The following is a 21,084-nucleotide window of genomic DNA, read 5'->3' on the forward strand; positions in this document are numbered from 1 at the left end:
TCACGCCATGTTGGTGCATACAATAATACTTTTTTATGGGCAGGAATATGAAATCGTTGTTTTATATTTTCGATTTCTTCTGGGGTAATATTGGTCAAAAAATCATTTCGTGGATAACCGGTTTTGATCAATCGTTTTGGATTAATACGAAAAGCCGTTTGAAAGACTTCATAACTAAATTCATTCGGTGCAATCATATAATTGTACTTGGCGACATCATCGTCATAGGTATCCGTCATTTGTTTCCGATTCATACCACTGCGATAGAACGTCTGATTTTCAACTTCTACAATGTCATGGGCCAATCGTTTTAATGGGGTACCATGCCATGTTTGTAGATACACCTGTTCCGGTTTTTTCTGGATATGTTTCGGTAATTTACAATTTACGATCCAGTATTTGGCTTTACACATGTAATAAAAATAATGCAAAGAATTATACCGAATGGTTTTGGCATGTTCAATTTCCACATTTGGTTTCTTCAATGCCCATACAAACGTATAATCATCAAATCGTGATTGTTTACACATTTCTTGATGAATATATTTTGGATTATCCGTATAGCCACGTCCATGAAAGGCAATGAAAATGACGGTGTGCTCATCCACAGACACCGTCTTTTGCATCCCTTTGTAGACGACTTTAAAACAACGAACGACCAATCGTTTGGCATGTCGGATCATATTTTGTTTCCATGCCATATCATCACCTACTCCTTACCTAACAATGCTTTCGCAACATGTTCCGATGCATGTCCATCATCGTAACAACAGAAACGACTATAGAATGTATCATAACGTTCCTTGTATTCTTCTGTGATTTTGTCAATATTTTCAATCGCATCGACAACTTCTTCACTTGTATACAATAATGGTCCTGGAACTTCTGTATTCATATCAATATAGAAACCACGCAATTGATTCTTATACTTATCTAAATCATACGTATAGAATAAAATAGGTCGTTTCAAGTTAGCATAATCAAAGAACACACTCGAATAATCGGTGATACAAATATCACTGATCAAATAGATTTCTGAAATATCGTCATAATCGGATAGATTATAAACAAATCCGTCCATGCCTGTCACATCGATCTTATCCGAAATATAATGATGGGTACGCAACAAGACAACGTATTCATCCGATAATCGTTCTTGCATCAAATGCAAATCCAAAGCCAATTCGAATTTATATTGACCCGAACCATAATGTTGATCATCACGCCATGTTGGGGCATATAAAATCGTTTTCTTATCGGCTGGAATACCTAATTTCTTGCGTAAATCTTTCGCAATTTCATCTTTATTTGGCCAATATAAAATATCATTTCGTGGATAGCCATATTCCAACATTTTACCTTCATACATAAAACAACTACGGAATGTTTTGGTACTGAATGGATTGGCACTGACCAAAAAATCCCAATCTTGTCTTTGTTTATAGAATTGTTGCTTATACTTTGGTGAAGCACTCGTTACTTCTTGTTGATCAAAAACCAAACGTTTTAGTGGCGTACCATGCCAAGTTTCCAAGAAGACTTGTCCTTCGCGTTTCCGATACCATAGTGGTGGTCGTACATTGAACACAAGATATTTGGCAACGGCTAAGTAATACGCATATTCAAAACTAAAACGTTTAACACATTTGGCTCCATAAGGAATCTTTGCCCCATCATTGATGGCCCACACACATTCATATTCGGGATAATGTTGAGCAATATATTCATAAATATATTTCGGCGAATCACTATAATTTTTCGCCATAAATGTTTCAAATAAGATCACATTCTCTTGGATTGGTTTTTTTAAATAACGATGAAAATACGCTAATTTATAAGCCGTATTCTTATTTTTGAAAACATGTTTTAATTTCTTTTTACCCAATACCCAACGCACTTCTTTTTGTACGCCATTCAAATCATTATTCAATAAAGCTTGAACGAGTTTTCGATTGGAATGATTCAATTCATCCAATACTTCTGGACGACAATTTTCAATACATGGGATCATGGCTTGGAAATATTCATTGCGCCAACGGTCATCTTGCGATCGTCGAATACTTTTTGCCATGCGTCGAGTAAAGAAATGAACCACTTTAAAATCTAAATAATAACGAACAATGCCATCACTTGTGATCGCATTTCGCGTAAATTCAATAGCGCGAATCCGTTCATAAAAACGATCATCACTTTCTTCTTGGCTTAAAGCCGGATAATTGATGGGATCGTTATGTTTTCTTTTGACATAGGTAGCCTGTTCTACATAAGCTTCACTTTGGATATGTTCCAAGATTGGACATAGGAAGGTCATATCACTGTAGTAACGAAATTCTTCATGAAATTTAAAAGAATACATGCGCAAGAAAACCGTTTTATATAAAACACCTAAAACGGTCACATTGCGAATACCGTGTTTTATACGCAATAAATAATAGACCGCACGCAATTGAACGGGATCCACATTCGGATTCTTCGCTTTATAGGAATCTATCTTTTCAAGACGTTTTTGTTCCTTTTCGGCTTCATCTTCGGGATCGATTTCTTTATTTTCTAATTTCTCTAAGTAATTGGCTTTATTGTTCCATGTATGTGCAACGGAACCATACACAATATCTTGTCCTTGGGCGGCCTGTGCCAACAAAGATAATGTATCTTCTAAAACATAATCATCGGCATCCAAAAAATAGACATATTCACCTTGAGCGTGGTCCAAGCCGACATTGCGACATGCAGCCACACCATGTACATCCGTTTGGATCAAGCGGACAAAAGGATACTTTTTGATGATGGGATCGATATCATCATGATCTTTATCCACCACTAAAAGCGTTTCAAAATCTTGAAACGCACTCGCTTTTAAACTATCTAAACACTCTTCTAAATAGTGGATATAATGGGAAAAAGGAATAATGATACTAATTTTTTTCATACTACTTATTTTTCATGTCCTCTTTTAATTGCGTTGAACTAATTCCTTCGGTTCTTGGTAGATATACGACCTCACAATAGTCTTTTAAGAAATCAAATTTTCCCTTCCAGTCGTCTCCCATAACGAAAACATCCACATCATATTTTTGTACATCTTTGATTTTTTGATCCCAACTATCTTCTGGAATAACTTTATCCACATATTTGATGGCTTCCACGATGGCCATCCGATCTGTATCTGAAATTTCACATTTTTTATGTTTTTCTTCCCAATTAAAACGATCGGTGCTGACGGCAACAATCAAATAATCACCTAATTCTTTTGCTCGACGCAAAAGATTTAAATGACCAATGTGAAATAAATCAAAAGTTCCATATGTTATTACTGTTTTCATCTTCGTCACCTTTTCTTTCTATGAAATAGCGAAAATTTCTTTGGTGGCGCCTCCACCAATCGCTTTTCAAACTTTTCATCCATAAATTTCTTTTTTTGTTTCTTTGTCATGGCATTCATAAAATCGACATATTCGGAATAATCATCACATACTTTATCTATGTCATCAATTTCTATCAGTTTGCCACCTTCGATCCACATACCCGTTTTGCAGAAATCACGAACCTGACTTAAAGAATGAGAAATAAAGAAGATAGTTTTTCCTTCTTCATCACGCAATTTCATCATACGATCCATACATATTTTTGCGAAACATTTATCACAAACACTTAATGCTTCATCAACAATGAAGATATCTGGATTTAAAGCTAAAGAAATGGAAAATCCCAAACGTGATTTCATACCAGAAGAATATTTTTTTACTGGTTGATAGAGAAAATCTCCCAATTCCGCAAAATCAATGACATCATCGGTTATTTCCTGAATGCGTTTTTTTCGCAATCCCATCAATGCTCCTTTGACATTGATATTTTCTAGACCAGTCAATTGGGGATTTAACCCTGTATTGATGGCAATCAAAGCTTGTTCGCCATTGATCTTCATGGTGCCGCTATTGATTTCAGAAATACCTGATAATAAAAGCGATAAAGTGGATTTTCCCGATCCATTTGTTCCTAAAATACCGACGACATCGCCTTGTTTGATACGAAAGGATACATCTTTCAAGGCATAAAATTCTTTTTTATCTGTTTTATATTGATTATTTTTATTCCGAAGTGTATAAATCTTTGAGATATTTTCAACTTCAACTGCATATTCCGTATTTGCCATCCCATCCTCCTAGATCATATCAATGAATTTTTTCTTAAATTTATACATCAATAGACATCCAATCGCAAAAATCAAAAAAACCAAGCACCAAAAATAGAGGGTGATAGCGGGATGATTCAGTACACTGCGGCCATAAAATATCGCATCCCGATAGCCTTGGATCACATAGTAGACCGGATTGGCTTTTACAAGCTTATTTAAAATGGAATGGAAAGGGACGTGACTTTTAAAATGACAATCCCAAAGAATAGGTGAAAAATACATCAACATACGCATGATCGAAGTAATAAATTTTTTCACATCACGCCATAACATGGTCAATACTGATAAAACCAGCGAGATGGCTTCTCCCAACATAAAAGCACAAAACATATAATAGATGATCCACAACCAATTCCAGGTAGGTGTATATCCACTGAGTAATAGTGTGACAAAGGTGATGATCAACATCACGAAATGGTTAAATAATTCTTTTAAACAAACCGTTGCAGGTAAAACGGAAACCGGAAATTTCATTTTGGTGATGACATTTGTCTTGGCAAAAACGGCTGAACAACCTTCCGTAATACATGGTCGAATATACCACCAAACCGCAAAACCAACAACCAACCAAGGAAGATAGGGAACGGTGATTCCACGATATGTTTGAGCACTACGTCCCCAAGCGACACCAAAGACAAGCCAATAGGTGAAAACTTGAATGGCGGGTGAAGCAAAATTCCAAAATATACCAAATTTAGAATCGCGCATATCCGCTAACAACTCATATTTAGCGATACTATAAATGCGATATAAATTCGTAAAGTTTTCTTTCACCACATATGAAATGCTTTTAAACATAAATACGCTCCTTTAACGATAATAGTTTATCATAAAATAAAAAGAATCTACACTCTGGCAGATTCTTTCGTTATTCGTCGTCTTCTGACTGAGTTTCTTGATTTTCATCCTCTTCATCGTCGTCATCTTCATCATCAACGGCAATGGAATCCGTATCCGTCACACTTTCTGAGAAGGTATGACGTGTTTTCAAATCCCAGCTATTTCCTTCCAAGTTGACAAAATGACTATCTAAGGACAAGTCGGAATAAAATTGAGCAATATTGTCTTCCGCTTGTGATGGTGTGAAATTCATTTCTTGGGAAACATTGTTCCACAAATCCAGAAAAGGCATACGATGATTGTTTTTGATCAACGTATCTCTGGCAACATCAATCATAGATTTACTCATAATACTTCTCCTTGTTACATGGATTCAACGGCTGTGACCCCAATACAATCCAATGCATTGGCTAAAACCGTCTGGGTCGCTTTAACCAAAGCCAAACGTTGGCTCGATAAATCCAAATGATCATGATCGATGACTTTGCAAGCATTATAGAAACTATGGAAATGACTTGCTAAATCATGAATGTAATGACACATCTTATGGACTTGTCGTGTTTTTGCACTTTCGACGATCACATGATTGAATTCTTGTAAAGTCTTCATCAACTCAATCTCTTTTTCATCTGTTAATAATTCAAAGTGATCGGACAAAGAAATATCCTGAGCTTGTTTTTGGATGGACCACATCCGCGCATGGGCATATTGCGCATAATATACTGGATTTTCATTTGATTTTTTCGTAGCTAGATCCACATCAAAATCCAAATGAGAATCCAAAGCACGAGCAACAAAGAAATAACGAGCAGCATCCACACCCACACTTTGTACCAACTCATGGATCGTTGTCGCATTCCCCAAACGCTTTGACATTTTCATCTCTTCACCATTGGATACCAATCGAACCATTTGAATGATATCAACATGCAAATGACTGGAATCATGTCCCAAAGCTTCCATGGAAGCCTTTAAACGAGGAATGTATCCATGATGATCCGCTCCAAAGAAATCAACGATTTCATCGTAACCACGCTCAAATTTTTGGTTATGACAAGCGATATCCGGAACGAGATAAGTCAATGACCCGTCTTTTTTACGTAAAACACGATCTTTATCATCGCCAAAAGCCGTAGTCTTGAACCATAACGCTCCTTCTGCCTCATAGGTATACCCTTTATCTCTTATAATGTCAACTGCTTTTTCAACTGCACCGGAATCTCTTAATTTTTGTTCGGAAGTCCACACATCAAAATGAACCCGATATTCATCGAGATCTCGTTTGATCTTATCCAATTCAAAGGCAATTCCTTTTTGTCTAAAAAAGTCTAAATTTTCTTTTGTAGGCTCTAAATAGGTATTGGGATATTCCTTTGCTAAACGATATCCTTCCTTTTTCACATCTTCACCCATATAGCCATCTTTGCCAATTTCTGTCTCAATGCCATGGGCTTGACGATATCTTGCATTCAAAGACAAAGCCAAATTATGAATTTGATTTCCTGCATCATTGACATAATATTCACGTGTTACATCATATCCGGCTTTTTTCATGATGCGGGCACAACTATCTCCCCAAGCAGCACCACGCGCATGGCCTAAATGTAAAGATCCTGTGGGATTGGCACTGACATATTCCAGATCCACTTTGATACCGTTGGCAGGTTGTTGTCCATACTTTTCTTTTTGTTCCAAAATATCCGTAATAACTTGTGAAAAGCGATCTTTCGATAGCGTAAAGTTTAAGAAGCCCGGACCAGCAATTTCAATTTGCGATACATTCGCTTTAGAAAGATCACTCGCATCCACAATGTTTTTGGCAATCTCTCTTGGATTGGTATGTAGTTGACGAGTAAGTTGCATGGCTACATTGCTCGCATAATCACCATGATCTTTCGTCTTTGGTGTTTCAATAATAATTTTTTCCAATGGCAATTCAATCGCAAAAGCAGATTGAACAGCAGTTTGAAGCATTTGTTTCAATTCTGTTTCAATGGACATCGCCCGTTTCCTCCTTCATGGTTAATGTAAAATGAAATGTTTGTTTTTGTTCATTTTGGATCAAATTATATTTCACTTCAATTTGATCCTCGGTTTGTTTATAAAACACAGTTTCAAGATTCAGATCCATCGTGCCATATTCCGATGAAATATGACCCTTCGTTTTTCGATTGGGACGAAAAGTTAAAACCACTTCCATTTCCGAAATGGAACGAATGATCAATCCCTTTTCATAAATTTTCCAACTATAGGTATGGGCATCATTCCCAAAGCGAATTTCAAAGCCATTTTTCATAGGAACAACTATGGCCGTTCCTTCATAATGGACGATACCTTCTGAATGTTCTACTAATTGTACTTTCATAGTCAATGCATACTACAATTTAACATAATATATACGTTTTTCCAATGTATTTTCCATACGAAGTAATGCCTTTACAATTTCTGAACAAGTCGATAAAGGCTTTAATTCATAATGTTTGGTCCAGATCCAAATGATCGAATCCGTTTCCGTATAAGGCAAATACGCACTTCTTTTTTTCTTTTCTTCTACAAACCACAATGCCGGATCATACCCAGCCTCTTTGATTTTTTTCTGGATGGCTCCTTCTTCCGCTTCCGTGGGATCATCTTGCCATTCGAATAAATGACGATCCAAAATCGCTCGTGCATATTGTCTTAATACCTTGTCTTCACAATGAGTGGCTTCTTGAAAGCCATAAATCATCCGACATTCATCCATTTCAATGAATTCTTCATTGGTCAATTCATGACGCAAACATTCAAATACTGGAATATGAATATCCGATTGACAATAATAGGAGAAAAACAATTGAATCAAGATCTCATAGCTTTTCGCATCTGGATGTAAATAGACTTGCCAATACATGTGATAACGAGCCATGATATAATCCTCGACACTATGCATGCCACTTTCTTTCATACACAACACACCATTTTTTACGCGCATGGTACGTAAGATACGTTCCAGATCAAATGTTCCATAGCTTGTACCGGTTTCATAGGCATCACGCAATAAATAATCCATTCGATCGGCATCCAATTGCGATGAAATCATTTGATTCATCATTGACTTTGTATGTTTATGCATCAATATATCGACAACATATTGTGGTAATAAATGATCACAGCGACACAATGCTTGATGCACTTCCGTTTGCGGATCCAATATCAATTGACACGTTCGCTGTTCATGGGTTTGCGTTTGTAAAGATTCAAAAAAATGAGAATACGGTCCATGTCCTAAATCATGAAGCAAACCCGCACACATCACCTGGATCTTTTCATATTCGGATAAAGATTGACTGATATCCTCGACTTCATTGACCATACGTCGCACAATTTCATATACCCCTAGACTATGACCAAAACGCGAATGCTCCGCCGTATGATACACTTGAAAAACACCACCCAATTGATGAATACGATGTAAACGCTGAAATTCGCGACTATTTAAACAATCCCATATGACTTGATATTCAATATGAATATAGCCATGAATCGGATCACGCAATACTTTCGTTTCACTCGTTTTGGGATACATATGGCCACACCTTCTTTAATGCCTCAACCAAACCAACATCACTCTTAAAAAATGGACGATCATAAATATGATCTGGCGTTGTCCAAATAAAATCATCATGCACGATCATTTTGGGAACTTGATCGGAAAAACAAAGAAAACAAGTTAAATGAAATGGATAGTCTTGTTGATCTTCACTTTCGGCCAAATATTGAACCTTTTGAATATCAATATCCAATTCTTCCTTCATTTCGCGAATCAATGCTGCTGTTTTGGCCTCGCCTTTTTCAACTTTCCCACCAGGAAATTCATACATTCCTTTGGCAGATCCATAATTACGACGAGCAATCAATACCTGTCCCTGTTGGATCAATGCCCCACATACCACTTCAATCACGATTCTCTTCCTTTATGATTTCAAATAATAAAGCAGCATTCTTTTTCGAAACTTGTTTTTGGATATCTGTGATCTTTATTTCTAAGATCCGATATCCAAATTCAATGCGAATCACATCACCAATCTGAATTTCTGTCGATGGTTTCGCGACTCGACCATTGACTTGGATTCGTCCTTGAAGCGCCAATTCCTTGGCTGCTTCACGACGCTTCAAGATTCTTGCGGTTTTTAAATATTTATCAAGCCTCATATATTTCTCCATTTGTTTGTAGTTCTTGTATGATTTTCATAAGCAATTCATATGGATTCCTCAATTTTGGAATTTGTATCTCAATCTTACCATTTTGATAGTGCAATTGAACTTTGCGATTTAACGTAGTCATCGCTTCAAACAATTTTACACCATTACAATGATCTGACCAATCTTTTGTCATGGTCAGAAGCATAAATCGATCTTTTTCCACCAATGTATCCACACCTGGCTCATTCACAAACATATCAATTTTTCGTCGTTCAAATAATTTTTGTACCGATTTAGGAATACGACCATAAAGATCATTGACCTTCTTTTCAAAGGCTTCTAGATCCGCTAACGTTTTTACTTTTTTAATTTCCTGATACAAAGATAATTTATCTCCATCATTATCGGTAAACTGTTTAGGAATATATCCATTCATTTGAATATTCGCAATCTTTTCTGGCTTTTTTTCAACCATTTCACCTTTTTGTTCTTTAATGGCATTGGACAAAATATCCAAATAGAGATCCAAACCCACTTGATCAATAAAACCTGCTTGTTGAGGGCCTAATAAATCACCGGCCCCACGAATGGTCAAATCGCGCATCGCAATCTTATAGCCCGAACCCAATTGTGTAAATTCTTTGATTGATTTTAATCGTTTCGTGGCTTCTTCCGTCAATTTTTTATGCGGTTGTACCATTAAGTAACAATAGGCTATTTGATCACGACGTCCCACACGACCACGAATTTGATAAAGTTGTGACAAGCCAAAATGATCAGCCTCTTCAATGATCATGGTATTCGCATTCGCAATATCCAATCCGGTTTCAATGATCGTCGTACACACTAAAATATCATATTTTCGTTGTTCAAATTCAAGCATGGTTTGTTCAATTTCTTCACGACTCATCCGGCCATGGGCCACCGCAATATGATGATCAGGAAATAAGATTCGCAAGTTTTCAGCCACACCATAGATATTGGAAATATTGTTGTAGAGATAGAAAATTTGTCCATTTCGAGCCAATTCGCGTTGAATGATTTCTTTGATGATGCTTCCTCTTTTTTCAATCACATAGGTTTGGATAGGATGTCTTTGCGCTGGTGGTGTATTCAATTGTGATATGGTCCGCACACCAATCAATGACATTTGTAAAGTTCGAGGAATGGGTGTTGCACTTAAGGATAAAACATCGATGCTTTGTTTCATTTCTTTGATTTTTTCTTTATGTACCACACCAAATCGCTGTTCTTCATCAATGATCAACAAACCAAGATCTTTATATTGAAATGTTTTATTCAATAAACGATGCGTACCAATCACGATATCAATGGTTCCAGCTTCTAGATCCTTTTTAATTTGATTCACTTCTTTATCCGAAACAAAGCGATTGACCAAGGCCACATTTGCGCCTGTATACGCAAATCGTTCGGAAACCGTTTGGTAATGTTGCATCGAAAGAATGGTCGTTGGACATAAAAAGGCAACTTGTTTCCCATCACAAATCGCTTTAAATGCACATCGCATCGCTACTTCCGTCTTACCAAATCCCACATCGCCACATAGTAAATGATCCATGGGTCTTGATTTTTCCATTTCGGCTTTAATTTCAGCCGTCGCTTGTAGCTGATCGGGTGTCGCCTCATACGGAAAATGATCTTCAAACTCTTTTTGTAGAGCATCATCCGCTGAAAAAGCAAAGCCAATGTTTTCATTACGAGCAGCATATAATGTGACCAATTGTTTGGCAATGGCTTGGACACGTTCATTGACTTTTTCTTTGGTCTTATTCCATTTGTCACTACCCAATTTACTCAAGTGAATGCCCACACCTTCTTTGGATACATATTTTCGTACCAATTGAAATTGTGACAAAGGTACATATAAATCATCATTGCCTGCATAGACGATATGTAAATAATCAATATTCTGGCCACGAACATTCTTGGTTTCAATCCCCAAATATTGACCAATGCCATATTGTTCATGGACCACATAGTCCCCTTTTTGTAGTTCCATGACCGAATCAAGGATCTGTCCATCTTTAAACGTCTTTTTATATCGTCGATGTTGTATCGGCTGGATGAATAATTCTTTTTCGGTATAAACCACAAAATCTTGATATTGAAATCCTTCATAAAATTCAGGATCCACAAATTCATAAGACAAAGAAGAACTGGCCAATGCGGATCGTACTTTGATGATATTTTCTTTTTCAAGTGCAAAATAAATATGCGAAGCCGATATATTTTCAAGAATGACAGGAAGTGGTTGACTGGCTTTTTCAATGGGAAAGATATTGGATGTCATCGGTTCTTTATAATCTAAAAATTCATGAAAATGAACATACCGATCATCTTTCCAAGTATGAAACATTTGATATTGAGGCAAACAACGATTTTCTTGTACCATTTCTTGCATAAAAGCAATGGTATCGGTTTGGATATCTTTGATGGCTCTTTCCACTTCTTCAATGGAAGAAACAATGACGGTACCCGAAACATAATCAAGCATAGAAGCCGTTTGTACATAGCTGTAATACCAATACAAATGATCATCGGTATCATACGATTCCAACGCATACATGTCTTCTTCAATATGATTTTCTAATTCTTCCCGATCTTCATCACTCAATCGTTTCTTTTCCACATTCAATTTCTGTTTAACTTTTTCTTTGATTTCTAAAATTTGAGCATCACTAAACAACAAAGAACTGGCTGGTGTGATTTCAACTTGATCGATGGTCTTGATCGTTCGTTGACTGGATTGGTCAAAAAAACGAATAGATTCTACCACGTTATCAAAAAATTCAATTCGTACAGGATATTCATAGGGTAATGGAAAAATATCAATGATTCCTCCACGATAGGCAAAGGTACATGGACGATCGACATAGTTGACACGACTATATCCAGCTTTGATCAATGTTTCTTTTAATTGATCCATGTCGAATTCCATATCGGGTTTTATGTTCTGACAGCTGGAGCGAAATCGTTGCACATCGGGTAAAAAACGTAGAAAAGCCGCTACATTGCATATGATCAATCGCGGTTTTGGATCGAATACCAACGTTGTCAAAGATGATACAAATGCTTGCGTATCTTCGGGGGAAGAAGCAATGGCCGATACACGTAGGCTTTCTTCCATCACAAAAAGCAGCACATCTTTTGTGAGTGGATCGATCCGAGAAAAGAGTTGCTGCGCTTCAAAACGATTCTTTTTTACGATAATGCGGGTTTTATGATCTTGTAGAAAAGCAGAAACTTCCACCAAAGCTTCTTCCATGGGATATAAATTTCCCACATGATTGCCTTCCTTTAGGATTTCTTCAACAACCACATTATTCGCTAATTGTTCTTTTATTTTTGTATTCAAAAATATCACCTATTTCTGATTGTATTGATTCATGGTCTGACTAAATGGATGCGCGATCGCATGATAAGCAGCATGAGCCGCTGCATCGATAGACTGATTCAGATCTTCTTTTTCTTCTTGTTTGAAATTGGTCAAGACCCATTGAATGATGGGAATTTGTGGATCGCGCGATGTACCTACACGAATCCGATCAAAGGTGCTTGTACCCATCGCCTGAATGATGGATTTTATGCCATTATGACCACCCGCACTTCCTTTTTGACGCAAACGAATCTTACCTACGGGTAAATCAATATCATCATAAATGATCAATACGTCTTCACTGCTTTCTTTATAGAAATCTAATACTTGACGAAGAGCAAGGCCACTATTATTCATATAAGTCGTGGGTTTCATCAAGATCACATCTTCCCCATGAACTTTGCCTTTGGCAAAAGAAGATGAGAACTTCTCTTGATCAAAAGAAAGATCACATAAATCCGCTAAAGCATCCATGACCATAAAACCCGCATTGTGACGAGTATTTTCATATTTTTTTCCGGGATTTCCCAATCCAATAATAATTTTCATATTGACTCCTAAAGAAAAATAACGAGTACATACTCGTTATTTATTCGGTTTCTTTTCCTGGTGTAAATAAAATATTGATATGGCGTTGATCGCCTTCTCCTTCGGAATGCGTTGAAATATCTTTCATATTCGCCAAAGCATTATGAACTGCTTTTCTTTCATCCGCACTCATTGGATCTAGTGAAGCATCAATTTTGGTACGACGAACATCTTTGGCAACACGCACAGCCATGCGACATAGCTTTTCATAGCGTTCTTGTTTATACCCATTCACATCGATCAATAAGCCAACTTTCTTTTTAAATTCAGCACTGGCAGCAATTTTGACCAAACGATTAAAAGCTTGTAAAGAACGACCCGCTTTACCAATCAAGATCGCATTATTTGAAGTATTAACGTTGATATGATAGAAGCCATCATCATTTGAAATGGTTACTTCTCCATCCAATTGTGCATTATCGAAATACGATTGAATATAGTCATGGATAAATTGTTCCACATCTTTTTCAGTATACACTTCCACTTCAACTTGTTTACCCAATCCTAAAAAACCAGCTTTTTCCTCCGTTACGGTATAATGAAGCTCATCCACAGTTACATTTTTGGCTTTAGCGGCTTCACTCAAGGCTTCTTCCAATGTTTTACCTGTATATTTTTCAAATGCCATCGTTTCTTCCCCCTACTTTGCTTCTGATCGATGCATCACTCGATGCATCACATATTGTTGGACAATACGTATAATCGAACAAATCATCCAGTAGTAGGACATAGCTAATGGCCAATTCAAATACATGAACGCAAAAATGATGACCATCATGTACATATACAAATTCATATTCATTGGATCTTTTTGTTGTTCGGATTCACGATAACTATGTTTTTTGACATTGTCTTTCTTATCTTGCCATTTTTTCAACCATTGTGGCAACATCGTCGATACCAATTGAGAAACAACCATCAAGATGTAAACAATAATGCCACCTATCATAAGATGTTGGATTGCATACATCGGTGTAGTAGCCAAGCGCATACCAAATGCACTTCCAACTAACACTTCATAGGCACGCATAGTTGCATAATACATTCCCATCATGATTGGCAATTGTAAGAACATGACCAGCATGGATCCAAATGGATGAATATCATATTTCGCATACAGCGCTTGCGTTTCTTGATACATCTTCATTTGTGATTCTTGATCGGTCTTGCCTCGATATTTACTTTGGATCTTGTTGATTTCTGGTTGAATTTCCTGCATTCGCTGACTCGACATTTGCGATTTGCCTGTCAATGCGAATACGATCATTTGCACCAACAAAGTCGTAATGATGATACCAATACCAGCATCGGTAGCAGATGAGATCTTATTGATCAACATAGCCAATGGCCAAACGATCAAGCCATCAAACCATCCAGTTGAAAAAGCTTGTGAGAATGTCGTTGGCTTAATTGTGATCGTATCATTCGCATCGAGCTTTTGGTATTGCTTCTTCAATTTTGGATCCGAAACACTTTCAATACTTACATCTTTGCGTTTGACTTGAATCGTTTCACTGGAAATGATCTGATCTACTTTTACTTTTCCATCTTTACCACGTGGTGTTGAACAAGCCGTACATGTTAATAGGACGAAAAAACAAATGAATAGAATTTTCGATTTTCTACGTAAGAAATCACTCATATTTCTACCTCTTATCCTTCCTCTTCTCCAATCGCTCTTTATCTTGCTTTAACTGCTTCCAGTTTTCCTGATAACTCTTTTGATGATAACGAGGACGCACTATGATGATTGTATCAAATGTTTCATTAAAATCATAGATATCATCCACCATACTACGCACTTGGCGTTTCACTTTATTGCGCTCTACTGCATTTCCCAATTTTTTACCAACCGAAATACCCACACGAGCATGCGATTCTTTTCTAGGCATGTAGTAGCATACAAACGAGGAAGATAGCACAAACGATCGGTGCTGGATAATTGATGTGAATTCATAACTTTTACAAACACGATAAGCTTTTTTCACTTGTATCTCCTATCCAGACAAAAAAATCACCAGTGTTGGTGATTTCTATGCGGATAATACCTTTCTACCTTTTGCTCTTCGGCTAGAAAGAACTTTACGACCACCTTTGGTTGCCATTCTTGCACGGAAACCATGCGTTCTTTGATGTTTCTTCTTACTTGGCTGATATGTTCTCTTCATATTTCACACCCCTCAGTCTATATTCACTTTTGTTTCTTCCAATAAGATTGCATTACATTATAATCATAATTTATTTCCAAAGTCAATGAATTATTGCTCTTTAACTCGAGATTTCGCGATTGTATATGCTTTTTCACTCAATTTGAATAGTGGTTTGTTTACAGGCAAATCAAATTCACCAATGAATTCATTGATGATGGGATTAAAATTATCTTTAAATTTTGTTAGGCCATCATCCAATGAACCTTCTACACCACCCATATTGGACCATTTACAACCTCTTTCAAATGCCCAACGGAAGTTTTCCACATATTCTTTATATTGTGGCATAAATTTTTTAAATCGCTGATCCATGCCTGCATACAACATTTCACAAGTAGGTCCATATTGAATACTTAAGATACCTGCAATCGCAATTTCTTTGTCTTCATCACCAAATTCTTCAATAACTTCATTGAATTCTTTGAGATCTTTATCATTTGAACGCAATTGATCTTCCAAACGACGACGTTTCTTCTTCATATTTTCTGGTAAATTATCCAATTCGTTTTGTAAAGAAGCTTTCTTTTCTTTGGCTTCTTGTGCCAAGCGATGAACATTGCATTTTGCCAAGAAAATGACCCCTCCATCTGGATAGGTTTTCAATAACTTTTCAAAATATTCTTTATTTCTCAATGCAACACGTTTTCTTTCTTCCGTCATTTCGACCAAACGACTAAATTCATCTACCAATTCGATACCACCCGTAACAATCTCAACATGGCGACGATTGGCATCTTTGATCAATCGTTTGGTATGTTTTGGTAAGTTTTCTTCCCACCCTTCGGTATCATACACATTAGATTGAAAACGTGGTTGGACCGTATCGGCAATATTCATCGTAAATCCATGATGGACTGCACCGATTTTTTTCATCGTATCCAAATATTTTTGGGTCGATTCATAACGATTTTCATTGTAGTCTTTGGATGCATAATCATTTACGTGCAAAGTCGGATCAAACTTGATAAATAAACAATGACGTTTTTTCGCAATGCGTTTTAACTCTTGAAAATAATATCCTACTAATCGTTCATTCTCATAATCTAAGATCGGTCCACGTGGAATATAGAATATTGTCATATGTAGTGGTAAATTTTTGATCAAGACCAAACCGGCTGCCACTAATTCTTGATGATCATAGACACCTGTATATATATGGTCCCAATTATTTTTTACTTTTGCCCAATCATAACTCTGTAACAAATTACATAATGGGTGTTTTTTCACAAATGTATCGTATGCATCTTGGGGGATGTTTGTTTCGAATTGATATGCCATACAAATCCTTCTTTCTGTCGTACGCTCTATTATGGTACAGATTTCCTTATAGAATCAAGTCCATTATTGAAAAGTTTTCCCCATTTTCGTTGGGGAATTTTTAATTCTTACGGATGTAAATCCCCTTTTATTCCTCTTTTTCTTTGTTCTTATCCGCTTTATTTTCGATAAATATCTGTACTTTTTGATTTCCTGTGGAAAACGTGGATAACCTCAAATATTCCTTTATATATCGTATATTGTTATCCATTTATTTCCCCACAGCATACACTTTTCCCCAGTTGTTTTCCCCATATTCCCCATTTTATCCACTTGCCTTTCATTTTTCCCCATTTGGGTGTTATCCCCATGTGGGGATAACTTCTATAGCTATACCTTCCTATCTAATTTCGTGTATAATAAAACGTATGAATCAATATGAAACGTTATGAAAAGAAACTTTAGAAGCAATTAAAAATAATTTTAAAGAAGATACTTTTTCTTGGATGTCCAAAACGAGCTTATTTCGAATCGAAGATGGGATTGCATATGTGTCGTATCGTTCAGTAATCACCAAAAATATCATGTCCGATTCCAACACCAAAGCTTTATTTGAACAGTATTTAAGTGAAATGTGGGGAGAAGCCGTCACCATTACTTTGATGCATTATCGTGAAGTCGAAAAAATGATGCCGGAAGAAATTGTACAGCGGCGTACTAAGGAATTGGTACAAACCAAATTTAATGCAGATTATACCTTTGAAAACTTTGTGCAGGGAAAATCCAATCAAGGGGCTTATGCTGCTTGTTTTCATTGTTGCATCGAAGATACTCATACTTTTAATCCCATTTTGATTTATGGAAATTCCGGATTGGGCAAGACCCATCTTTTACATGCGATTGGAAATTATCTCCAAAAAGAAAGACCAGAAAAAAAGGTCTTTTATGCGTATAGTGGTGATCTAGTTTCTATCTTGATCGATGCGATGAAAACGCACAATGTCCAATCCAATACCGTAGAAATGGTACAAGCGCAACTGATTGATAATGATTATTTCTTGATCGATGATATTCAAAATTTGACGCAGTCCAGTTCTCAAGAAATCTTTTTTAAAGTTTATAATTCTTTAATTGCGAAGGGTGCACAAATCGTGATCACGAGTGATATGCATCCCAATGAATTGGAAGGCATTCAAAATCGTTTGATTTCTCGTTTTAATAATGGTTTACCTATTAATATATTGAAACCTGAATTCGATACGAGTCGAGCCATCTTACGAAAAAAATTAGAAGGCTATGAAGAAGCTTGTCAGATCAATGATGAAACAATTGATTTCTTAGCTCATAAATTTTCCGATGATGTTCGCAAATTGGAAGGTAGTTTACGTACATTGATCTTCAATGCCACGTTGGAAAATATTGATGTGATCGATCTTCCTTTTGCACAACGCGTCTTATCGGGACAATTGATTGTCGCAAAACCCAATAAACTTACTCCCAAACAAATCAAGAAAGTGGTAACAAAATTTTATGGTCTTTCTTATAATGAAGTAGAGGGAAAATCGCGGCAGAAGAAATTAGTCACCGCTCGTCATATGATCGTCTATCTTTGTCATGAAACATTGGGGACATCTTGGACACAAATTGGTCAGCAATTAGGCAATCGTGATCATTCCACCATCAAGTCTTCTTATGATCGAGCCATCAAATTATTAAAAACGGATACAGCTTTTCAAATTGCGATGAATAAGATCAAAGATTCCCTATAAGTTTTCCCTGGTTTTCCATCGTTAAAAATGGGTCCTAAAAGCGATATACATCGCTTTATAGAAAAAGTTATCCCCGTTTTCCCCAGGTTGTTGTTATTCATTATACATATATAGTAATAAAGGAGATTCAAATTATGAAATTTACTATTGATCGAAAATATTTTTATACTCAACTTTCTATTGTATCGCGTGCCATTAGTTCTTTTTCACCCTTACCTGCTTTATCCGGTATTTGCATTGAAGTCGATCAAGATCATATTGTATTAACAGGAAGTGATTCCAATATTTCTATTCGTACATATATATATAAAGGAGAAGAAAATCAACTGCAAATTGAATCAACGGGTTCCATTGTTTTAGAATCTCGTTATTTATTAGAAATCATTCATAAAATTGAATCCACGATGGTGGAATTGGAAGTCATGGATTTTGAATTGGTTCGCATTACAAGCACCAATGGTAAATTTAATTTAAATGGTATGGAAGCGGGTCAATATCCAAATATTGATTTTGATCAACCCACGCATTCGATTCAATTATCGAGGGATACATTATCGCAAATCGTATCGCAAACTGCCTTTGCTTGTAGTGAAAATGATCAACGTCCTGTATTGAGTGGTGTTAATTTTGCAGCAAAAGATGGATATCTCTATTGTTCGGGTACAGATTCGTATCGTTTAGCGCGTAAGACCATTGCTTTACAAGCCGAATCCAATTTTAATATCACGATTCCCAGTAAATCGCTACAAGAGGTAGTTCGTTCTCTTTCAGAAGAGATTGATGCGGTGCAATTATATATTGATTCAAAAAAAGCGCAATTTGTGTTTGGTAAGACCATTTTCCAAACGCGATTATTGGATGGGACTTTCCCAAGTGTTGAGAAAATCATTCCAACATCTTCGGTTGCTTCTATGGTTGTCGATGCCCATGAATTAGCCAGTGTCATTGACCGTACCAATTTTATTCGAAATGATAAAGTGCATTTGGTCAAATTGGAATGTAGTCCAGAGATTGTTCGGATCAAGACCAATTCAACCGAGATTGGAAGCAGTGATGAAGTATTGACCGATTGTATATACAAAGGAGATCATTTGACCCTTACTTGTAATGGTAGTTATATTTTAGATGCCATTCGTGCCTTAAATGGTTCGAAAGTGGATCTGGAATTTTCTGGTGATATGCGACCGATTCGTATCTTAAATCCAGAAGATGATTCGATCGTCATCGTGATCGTTCCTGTGCGTAGCTATGATTAAAGGCCAATCGCGGCCTTTTTTTTATGTTATGTAGGGATGGTCAATATAGTAAACAAATGCGTATTATGGTATAATAAGACAGTGAAAAGGGGTATTTCCATGCATTTTACATTAGAAAATGAATATATTACACTTTCTCAATTGCTAAAGGCTTGTGATGTATTGCCAACTGGAGGCATGGTAAAAGCGTATTTGGCTGATCATTATGTTTTGGTCAATGGCGAAAAAGAAAATCGTCGAGGTCGCAAGCTATATGCCAATGATGTGGTGGAAATCGATGGCCAAAGGATCCAGATCCAATGAATCTGAAACGATTAGAACTTGTCCATTTTCGAAATTATCACAAAAGTTCTTATCGATTTGAACCGGCTTGTATCCATTGTTTCTATGGAAATAATGCACAAGGTAAGACCAATCTCATTGAGGCTATCTATTTTTTAAGTCATTTACGTTCTTTTCGCACATCTCATATCGATAGTTTGACCATGCATCAAAAAGAATGGATGAGTCTTTCTGCTTTGATTGAATCGCATGGTTACGATGAACAATTGAAAATTGTTGTTTCACAAAAGAAAAAGCATTTATTTGTCTATCAAGATCCTGTACGACGGTATTCTGATTTTATCGGTAAATTGAATGCCATCTTATTTTGCCCAGATGATATGCTTTTATTTCAACAATCGCCGCGTTCTCGACGTCGCTTCATTGATATGGAACTTATGAAATTATCACATACATATACGGCGACGTTATCTCATTTTCAATCCCTATTGAAACAAAGAAATCGGCTATTAAAACAAGATGATTTGGATGATCTTTTATTGCATACATTGACTGAGCAAATGATTCAAGATGAAATGGTCATCATTTCCCAACGGGCGAAATTTGTGAAAGAATGGATGGATCAGTCGCGTTTGCTATATCCTTTTTTTTCAGAGCAAAAAGAAAAAATAGATGCGACATATCAAACCTTTGTAGAATGGGATCATTTACAGGAAAATCTGAAAATGGCTTATGAAAAGAGTTTCGAAAAAGATAAACAATATCGACAAACAACATATGGCATTCATAAAGATGATATCGTTTTTTTATTGAATGGAAGACCCATCCATGAAGTAGGCTCACAAGGACAGAAGCGTAGTTTTCTCTTGGCAATGAAGTTAGGTCTTGCGCAAATTATTTATGAAAAAACCAAACAATATCCGATTTTATTATTGGATGATGTTTTTAGTGAATTGGATCCTAGACGTCAAAAACAATTGATCCAACATTTACCACGCTCAATGCAAGTATTTATCACATCAACCGAACCCATAGATAAACAATGGTTTCAAGATCGTTCGGTTCGTTTTTATCATATTGAAGATGGTTCTCTTCGGGAGGTATGAGT

General features: G+C 36.5%; 21 protein-coding genes and 1 pseudogene. 4 read left to right on the plus strand and 18 right to left on the minus strand.

The window, feature by feature from the left end; genetic code table 11:
- The 18 genes from SOS22_RS07625 to SOS22_RS07710 all read right to left on the minus strand — a co-directional run.
- Positions 1 to 701 (minus strand): CDP-glycerol glycerophosphotransferase family protein (locus SOS22_RS07625; protein WP_320596845.1); only part of this gene is annotated, 701 nt, incomplete at its 3' end.
- A gap of 8 nt (positions 702 to 709) precedes the next feature.
- A complete protein-coding gene (locus SOS22_RS07630) occupies positions 710 to 2,929 on the minus strand; it encodes a CDP-glycerol:glycerophosphate glycerophosphotransferase (protein WP_320596846.1) in 2,220 nt (739 codons plus the stop codon).
- Position 2,930: 1 nt separating this feature from the next.
- Entirely contained in the window at positions 2,931 to 3,323 is a 393-nt protein-coding gene (tagD, locus tag SOS22_RS07635; protein WP_320596847.1) for a glycerol-3-phosphate cytidylyltransferase, read from the minus strand.
- A gap of 5 nt (positions 3,324 to 3,328) precedes the next feature.
- Positions 3,329 to 4,153 carry an ABC transporter ATP-binding protein gene (locus SOS22_RS07640; protein ID WP_320596848.1) on the minus strand — a complete coding sequence of 275 codons (825 nt, stop codon included), beginning with the start codon at positions 4,151 to 4,153 and terminating at the stop codon, positions 3,329 to 3,331.
- Positions 4,154 to 4,162: 9 nt separating this feature from the next.
- A complete protein-coding gene (locus SOS22_RS07645; RefSeq protein WP_320326293.1) occupies positions 4,163 to 4,993 on the minus strand; it encodes an ABC transporter permease in 831 nt (276 codons plus the stop codon).
- 70 nt (positions 4,994 to 5,063) lie between these two features.
- Positions 5,064 to 5,384 carry a DNA-directed RNA polymerase subunit delta gene (rpoE, locus tag SOS22_RS07650; RefSeq protein ID WP_320326292.1) on the minus strand — a complete coding sequence of 107 codons (321 nt, stop codon included), beginning with the start codon at positions 5,382 to 5,384 and terminating at the stop codon, positions 5,064 to 5,066.
- A 14-nt stretch (positions 5,385 to 5,398) separates the two neighbouring features.
- Positions 5,399 to 7,036 carry an arginine--tRNA ligase gene (gene argS / locus SOS22_RS07655; RefSeq protein ID WP_320596849.1) on the minus strand — a complete coding sequence of 546 codons (1,638 nt, stop codon included), beginning with the start codon at positions 7,034 to 7,036 and terminating at the stop codon, positions 5,399 to 5,401.
- The gene (locus SOS22_RS07660) at positions 7,026 to 7,400 is read right to left on the minus strand and encodes a DUF1934 family protein (RefSeq protein ID WP_320596850.1); all 375 of its coding nucleotides are present in this window, start codon (positions 7,398 to 7,400) and stop codon (positions 7,026 to 7,028) included. Before SOS22_RS07660 ends, argS begins: the two co-directional genes overlap by 11 nt.
- 12 nt (positions 7,401 to 7,412) lie before the next feature.
- Positions 7,413 to 8,600, minus strand: a complete 1,188-nt coding sequence (locus SOS22_RS07665; protein ID WP_320326289.1) for an HD domain-containing protein — start codon at positions 8,598 to 8,600, stop codon at positions 7,413 to 7,415.
- Positions 8,581 to 8,976: a (deoxy)nucleoside triphosphate pyrophosphohydrolase gene (locus SOS22_RS07670; protein WP_320326288.1), complete on the minus strand. Its 396-nt coding sequence runs from the start codon at positions 8,974 to 8,976 to the stop codon at positions 8,581 to 8,583. The genes SOS22_RS07665 and SOS22_RS07670 overlap by 20 nt, the downstream gene beginning before the upstream one ends.
- The gene (locus SOS22_RS07675) at positions 8,969 to 9,226 is read right to left on the minus strand and encodes an RNA-binding S4 domain-containing protein (RefSeq protein WP_320326287.1); all 258 of its coding nucleotides are present in this window, start codon (positions 9,224 to 9,226) and stop codon (positions 8,969 to 8,971) included. Before SOS22_RS07675 ends, SOS22_RS07670 begins: the two co-directional genes overlap by 8 nt.
- Complete coding sequence (gene mfd, locus SOS22_RS07680) at positions 9,216 to 12,602, minus strand: transcription-repair coupling factor (protein WP_320596851.1); 3,387 nt, start codon at positions 12,600 to 12,602, stop codon at positions 9,216 to 9,218. Before mfd ends, SOS22_RS07675 begins: the two co-directional genes overlap by 11 nt.
- Complete coding sequence (gene pth / locus SOS22_RS07685) at positions 12,603 to 13,163, minus strand: aminoacyl-tRNA hydrolase (protein WP_320326285.1); 561 nt, start codon at positions 13,161 to 13,163, stop codon at positions 12,603 to 12,605.
- A 40-nt stretch (positions 13,164 to 13,203) separates the two neighbouring features.
- A complete protein-coding gene (jag, locus tag SOS22_RS07690; protein ID WP_320596852.1) occupies positions 13,204 to 13,830 on the minus strand; it encodes an RNA-binding cell elongation regulator Jag/EloR in 627 nt (208 codons plus the stop codon).
- 12 nt (positions 13,831 to 13,842) lie between these two features.
- Positions 13,843 to 14,844, minus strand: a complete 1,002-nt coding sequence (locus tag SOS22_RS07695) for a YidC/Oxa1 family membrane protein insertase (protein ID WP_320596853.1) — start codon at positions 14,842 to 14,844, stop codon at positions 13,843 to 13,845.
- A 4-nt stretch (positions 14,845 to 14,848) separates the two neighbouring features.
- The gene (gene rnpA, locus SOS22_RS07700; RefSeq protein ID WP_320326282.1) at positions 14,849 to 15,190 is read right to left on the minus strand and encodes a ribonuclease P protein component; all 342 of its coding nucleotides are present in this window, start codon (positions 15,188 to 15,190) and stop codon (positions 14,849 to 14,851) included.
- 45 nt (positions 15,191 to 15,235) lie between these two features.
- Positions 15,236 to 15,370 (minus strand): 50S ribosomal protein L34, encoded by a 135-nt coding sequence (gene rpmH / locus SOS22_RS07705; RefSeq protein ID WP_128520466.1) that lies wholly within the window; start codon positions 15,368 to 15,370, stop codon positions 15,236 to 15,238.
- A gap of 90 nt (positions 15,371 to 15,460) precedes the next feature.
- Positions 15,461 to 16,690 carry a peptidoglycan bridge formation glycyltransferase FemA/FemB family protein gene (locus tag SOS22_RS07710; RefSeq protein ID WP_320596854.1) on the minus strand — a complete coding sequence of 410 codons (1,230 nt, stop codon included), beginning with the start codon at positions 16,688 to 16,690 and terminating at the stop codon, positions 15,461 to 15,463.
- A 446-nt stretch (positions 16,691 to 17,136) separates the two neighbouring features.
- Between SOS22_RS07710 and dnaA the strand changes: the two are divergent.
- The 4 genes and pseudogenes from dnaA to recF all read left to right on the plus strand — a co-directional run.
- Positions 17,137 to 18,438, plus strand: a pseudogene (dnaA, locus tag SOS22_RS07715) (chromosomal replication initiator protein DnaA); the annotation flags it as partial.
- 134 nt (positions 18,439 to 18,572) lie between these two features.
- Positions 18,573 to 19,694: a DNA polymerase III subunit beta gene (gene dnaN / locus SOS22_RS07720; RefSeq protein WP_320326279.1), complete on the plus strand. Its 1,122-nt coding sequence runs from the start codon at positions 18,573 to 18,575 to the stop codon at positions 19,692 to 19,694.
- Positions 19,695 to 19,775: 81 nt separating this feature from the next.
- Entirely contained in the window at positions 19,776 to 19,997 is a 222-nt protein-coding gene (gene yaaA / locus SOS22_RS07725) for a S4 domain-containing protein YaaA (protein ID WP_414144423.1), read from the plus strand.
- Positions 19,994 to 21,082, plus strand: coding sequence for a DNA replication/repair protein RecF (gene recF, locus SOS22_RS07730; RefSeq protein ID WP_320596855.1), 1,089 nt, complete (start codon positions 19,994 to 19,996; stop codon positions 21,080 to 21,082). Before yaaA ends, recF begins: the two co-directional genes overlap by 4 nt.
- The last annotated feature ends 2 nt before the right edge of the window (positions 21,083 to 21,084 follow it).

Source organism: Absicoccus sp., from assembly GCF_034090965.1.
GTDB lineage: Bacteria > Bacillota_I > Bacilli_A > Erysipelotrichales > Erysipelotrichaceae > Absicoccus > Absicoccus intestinalis.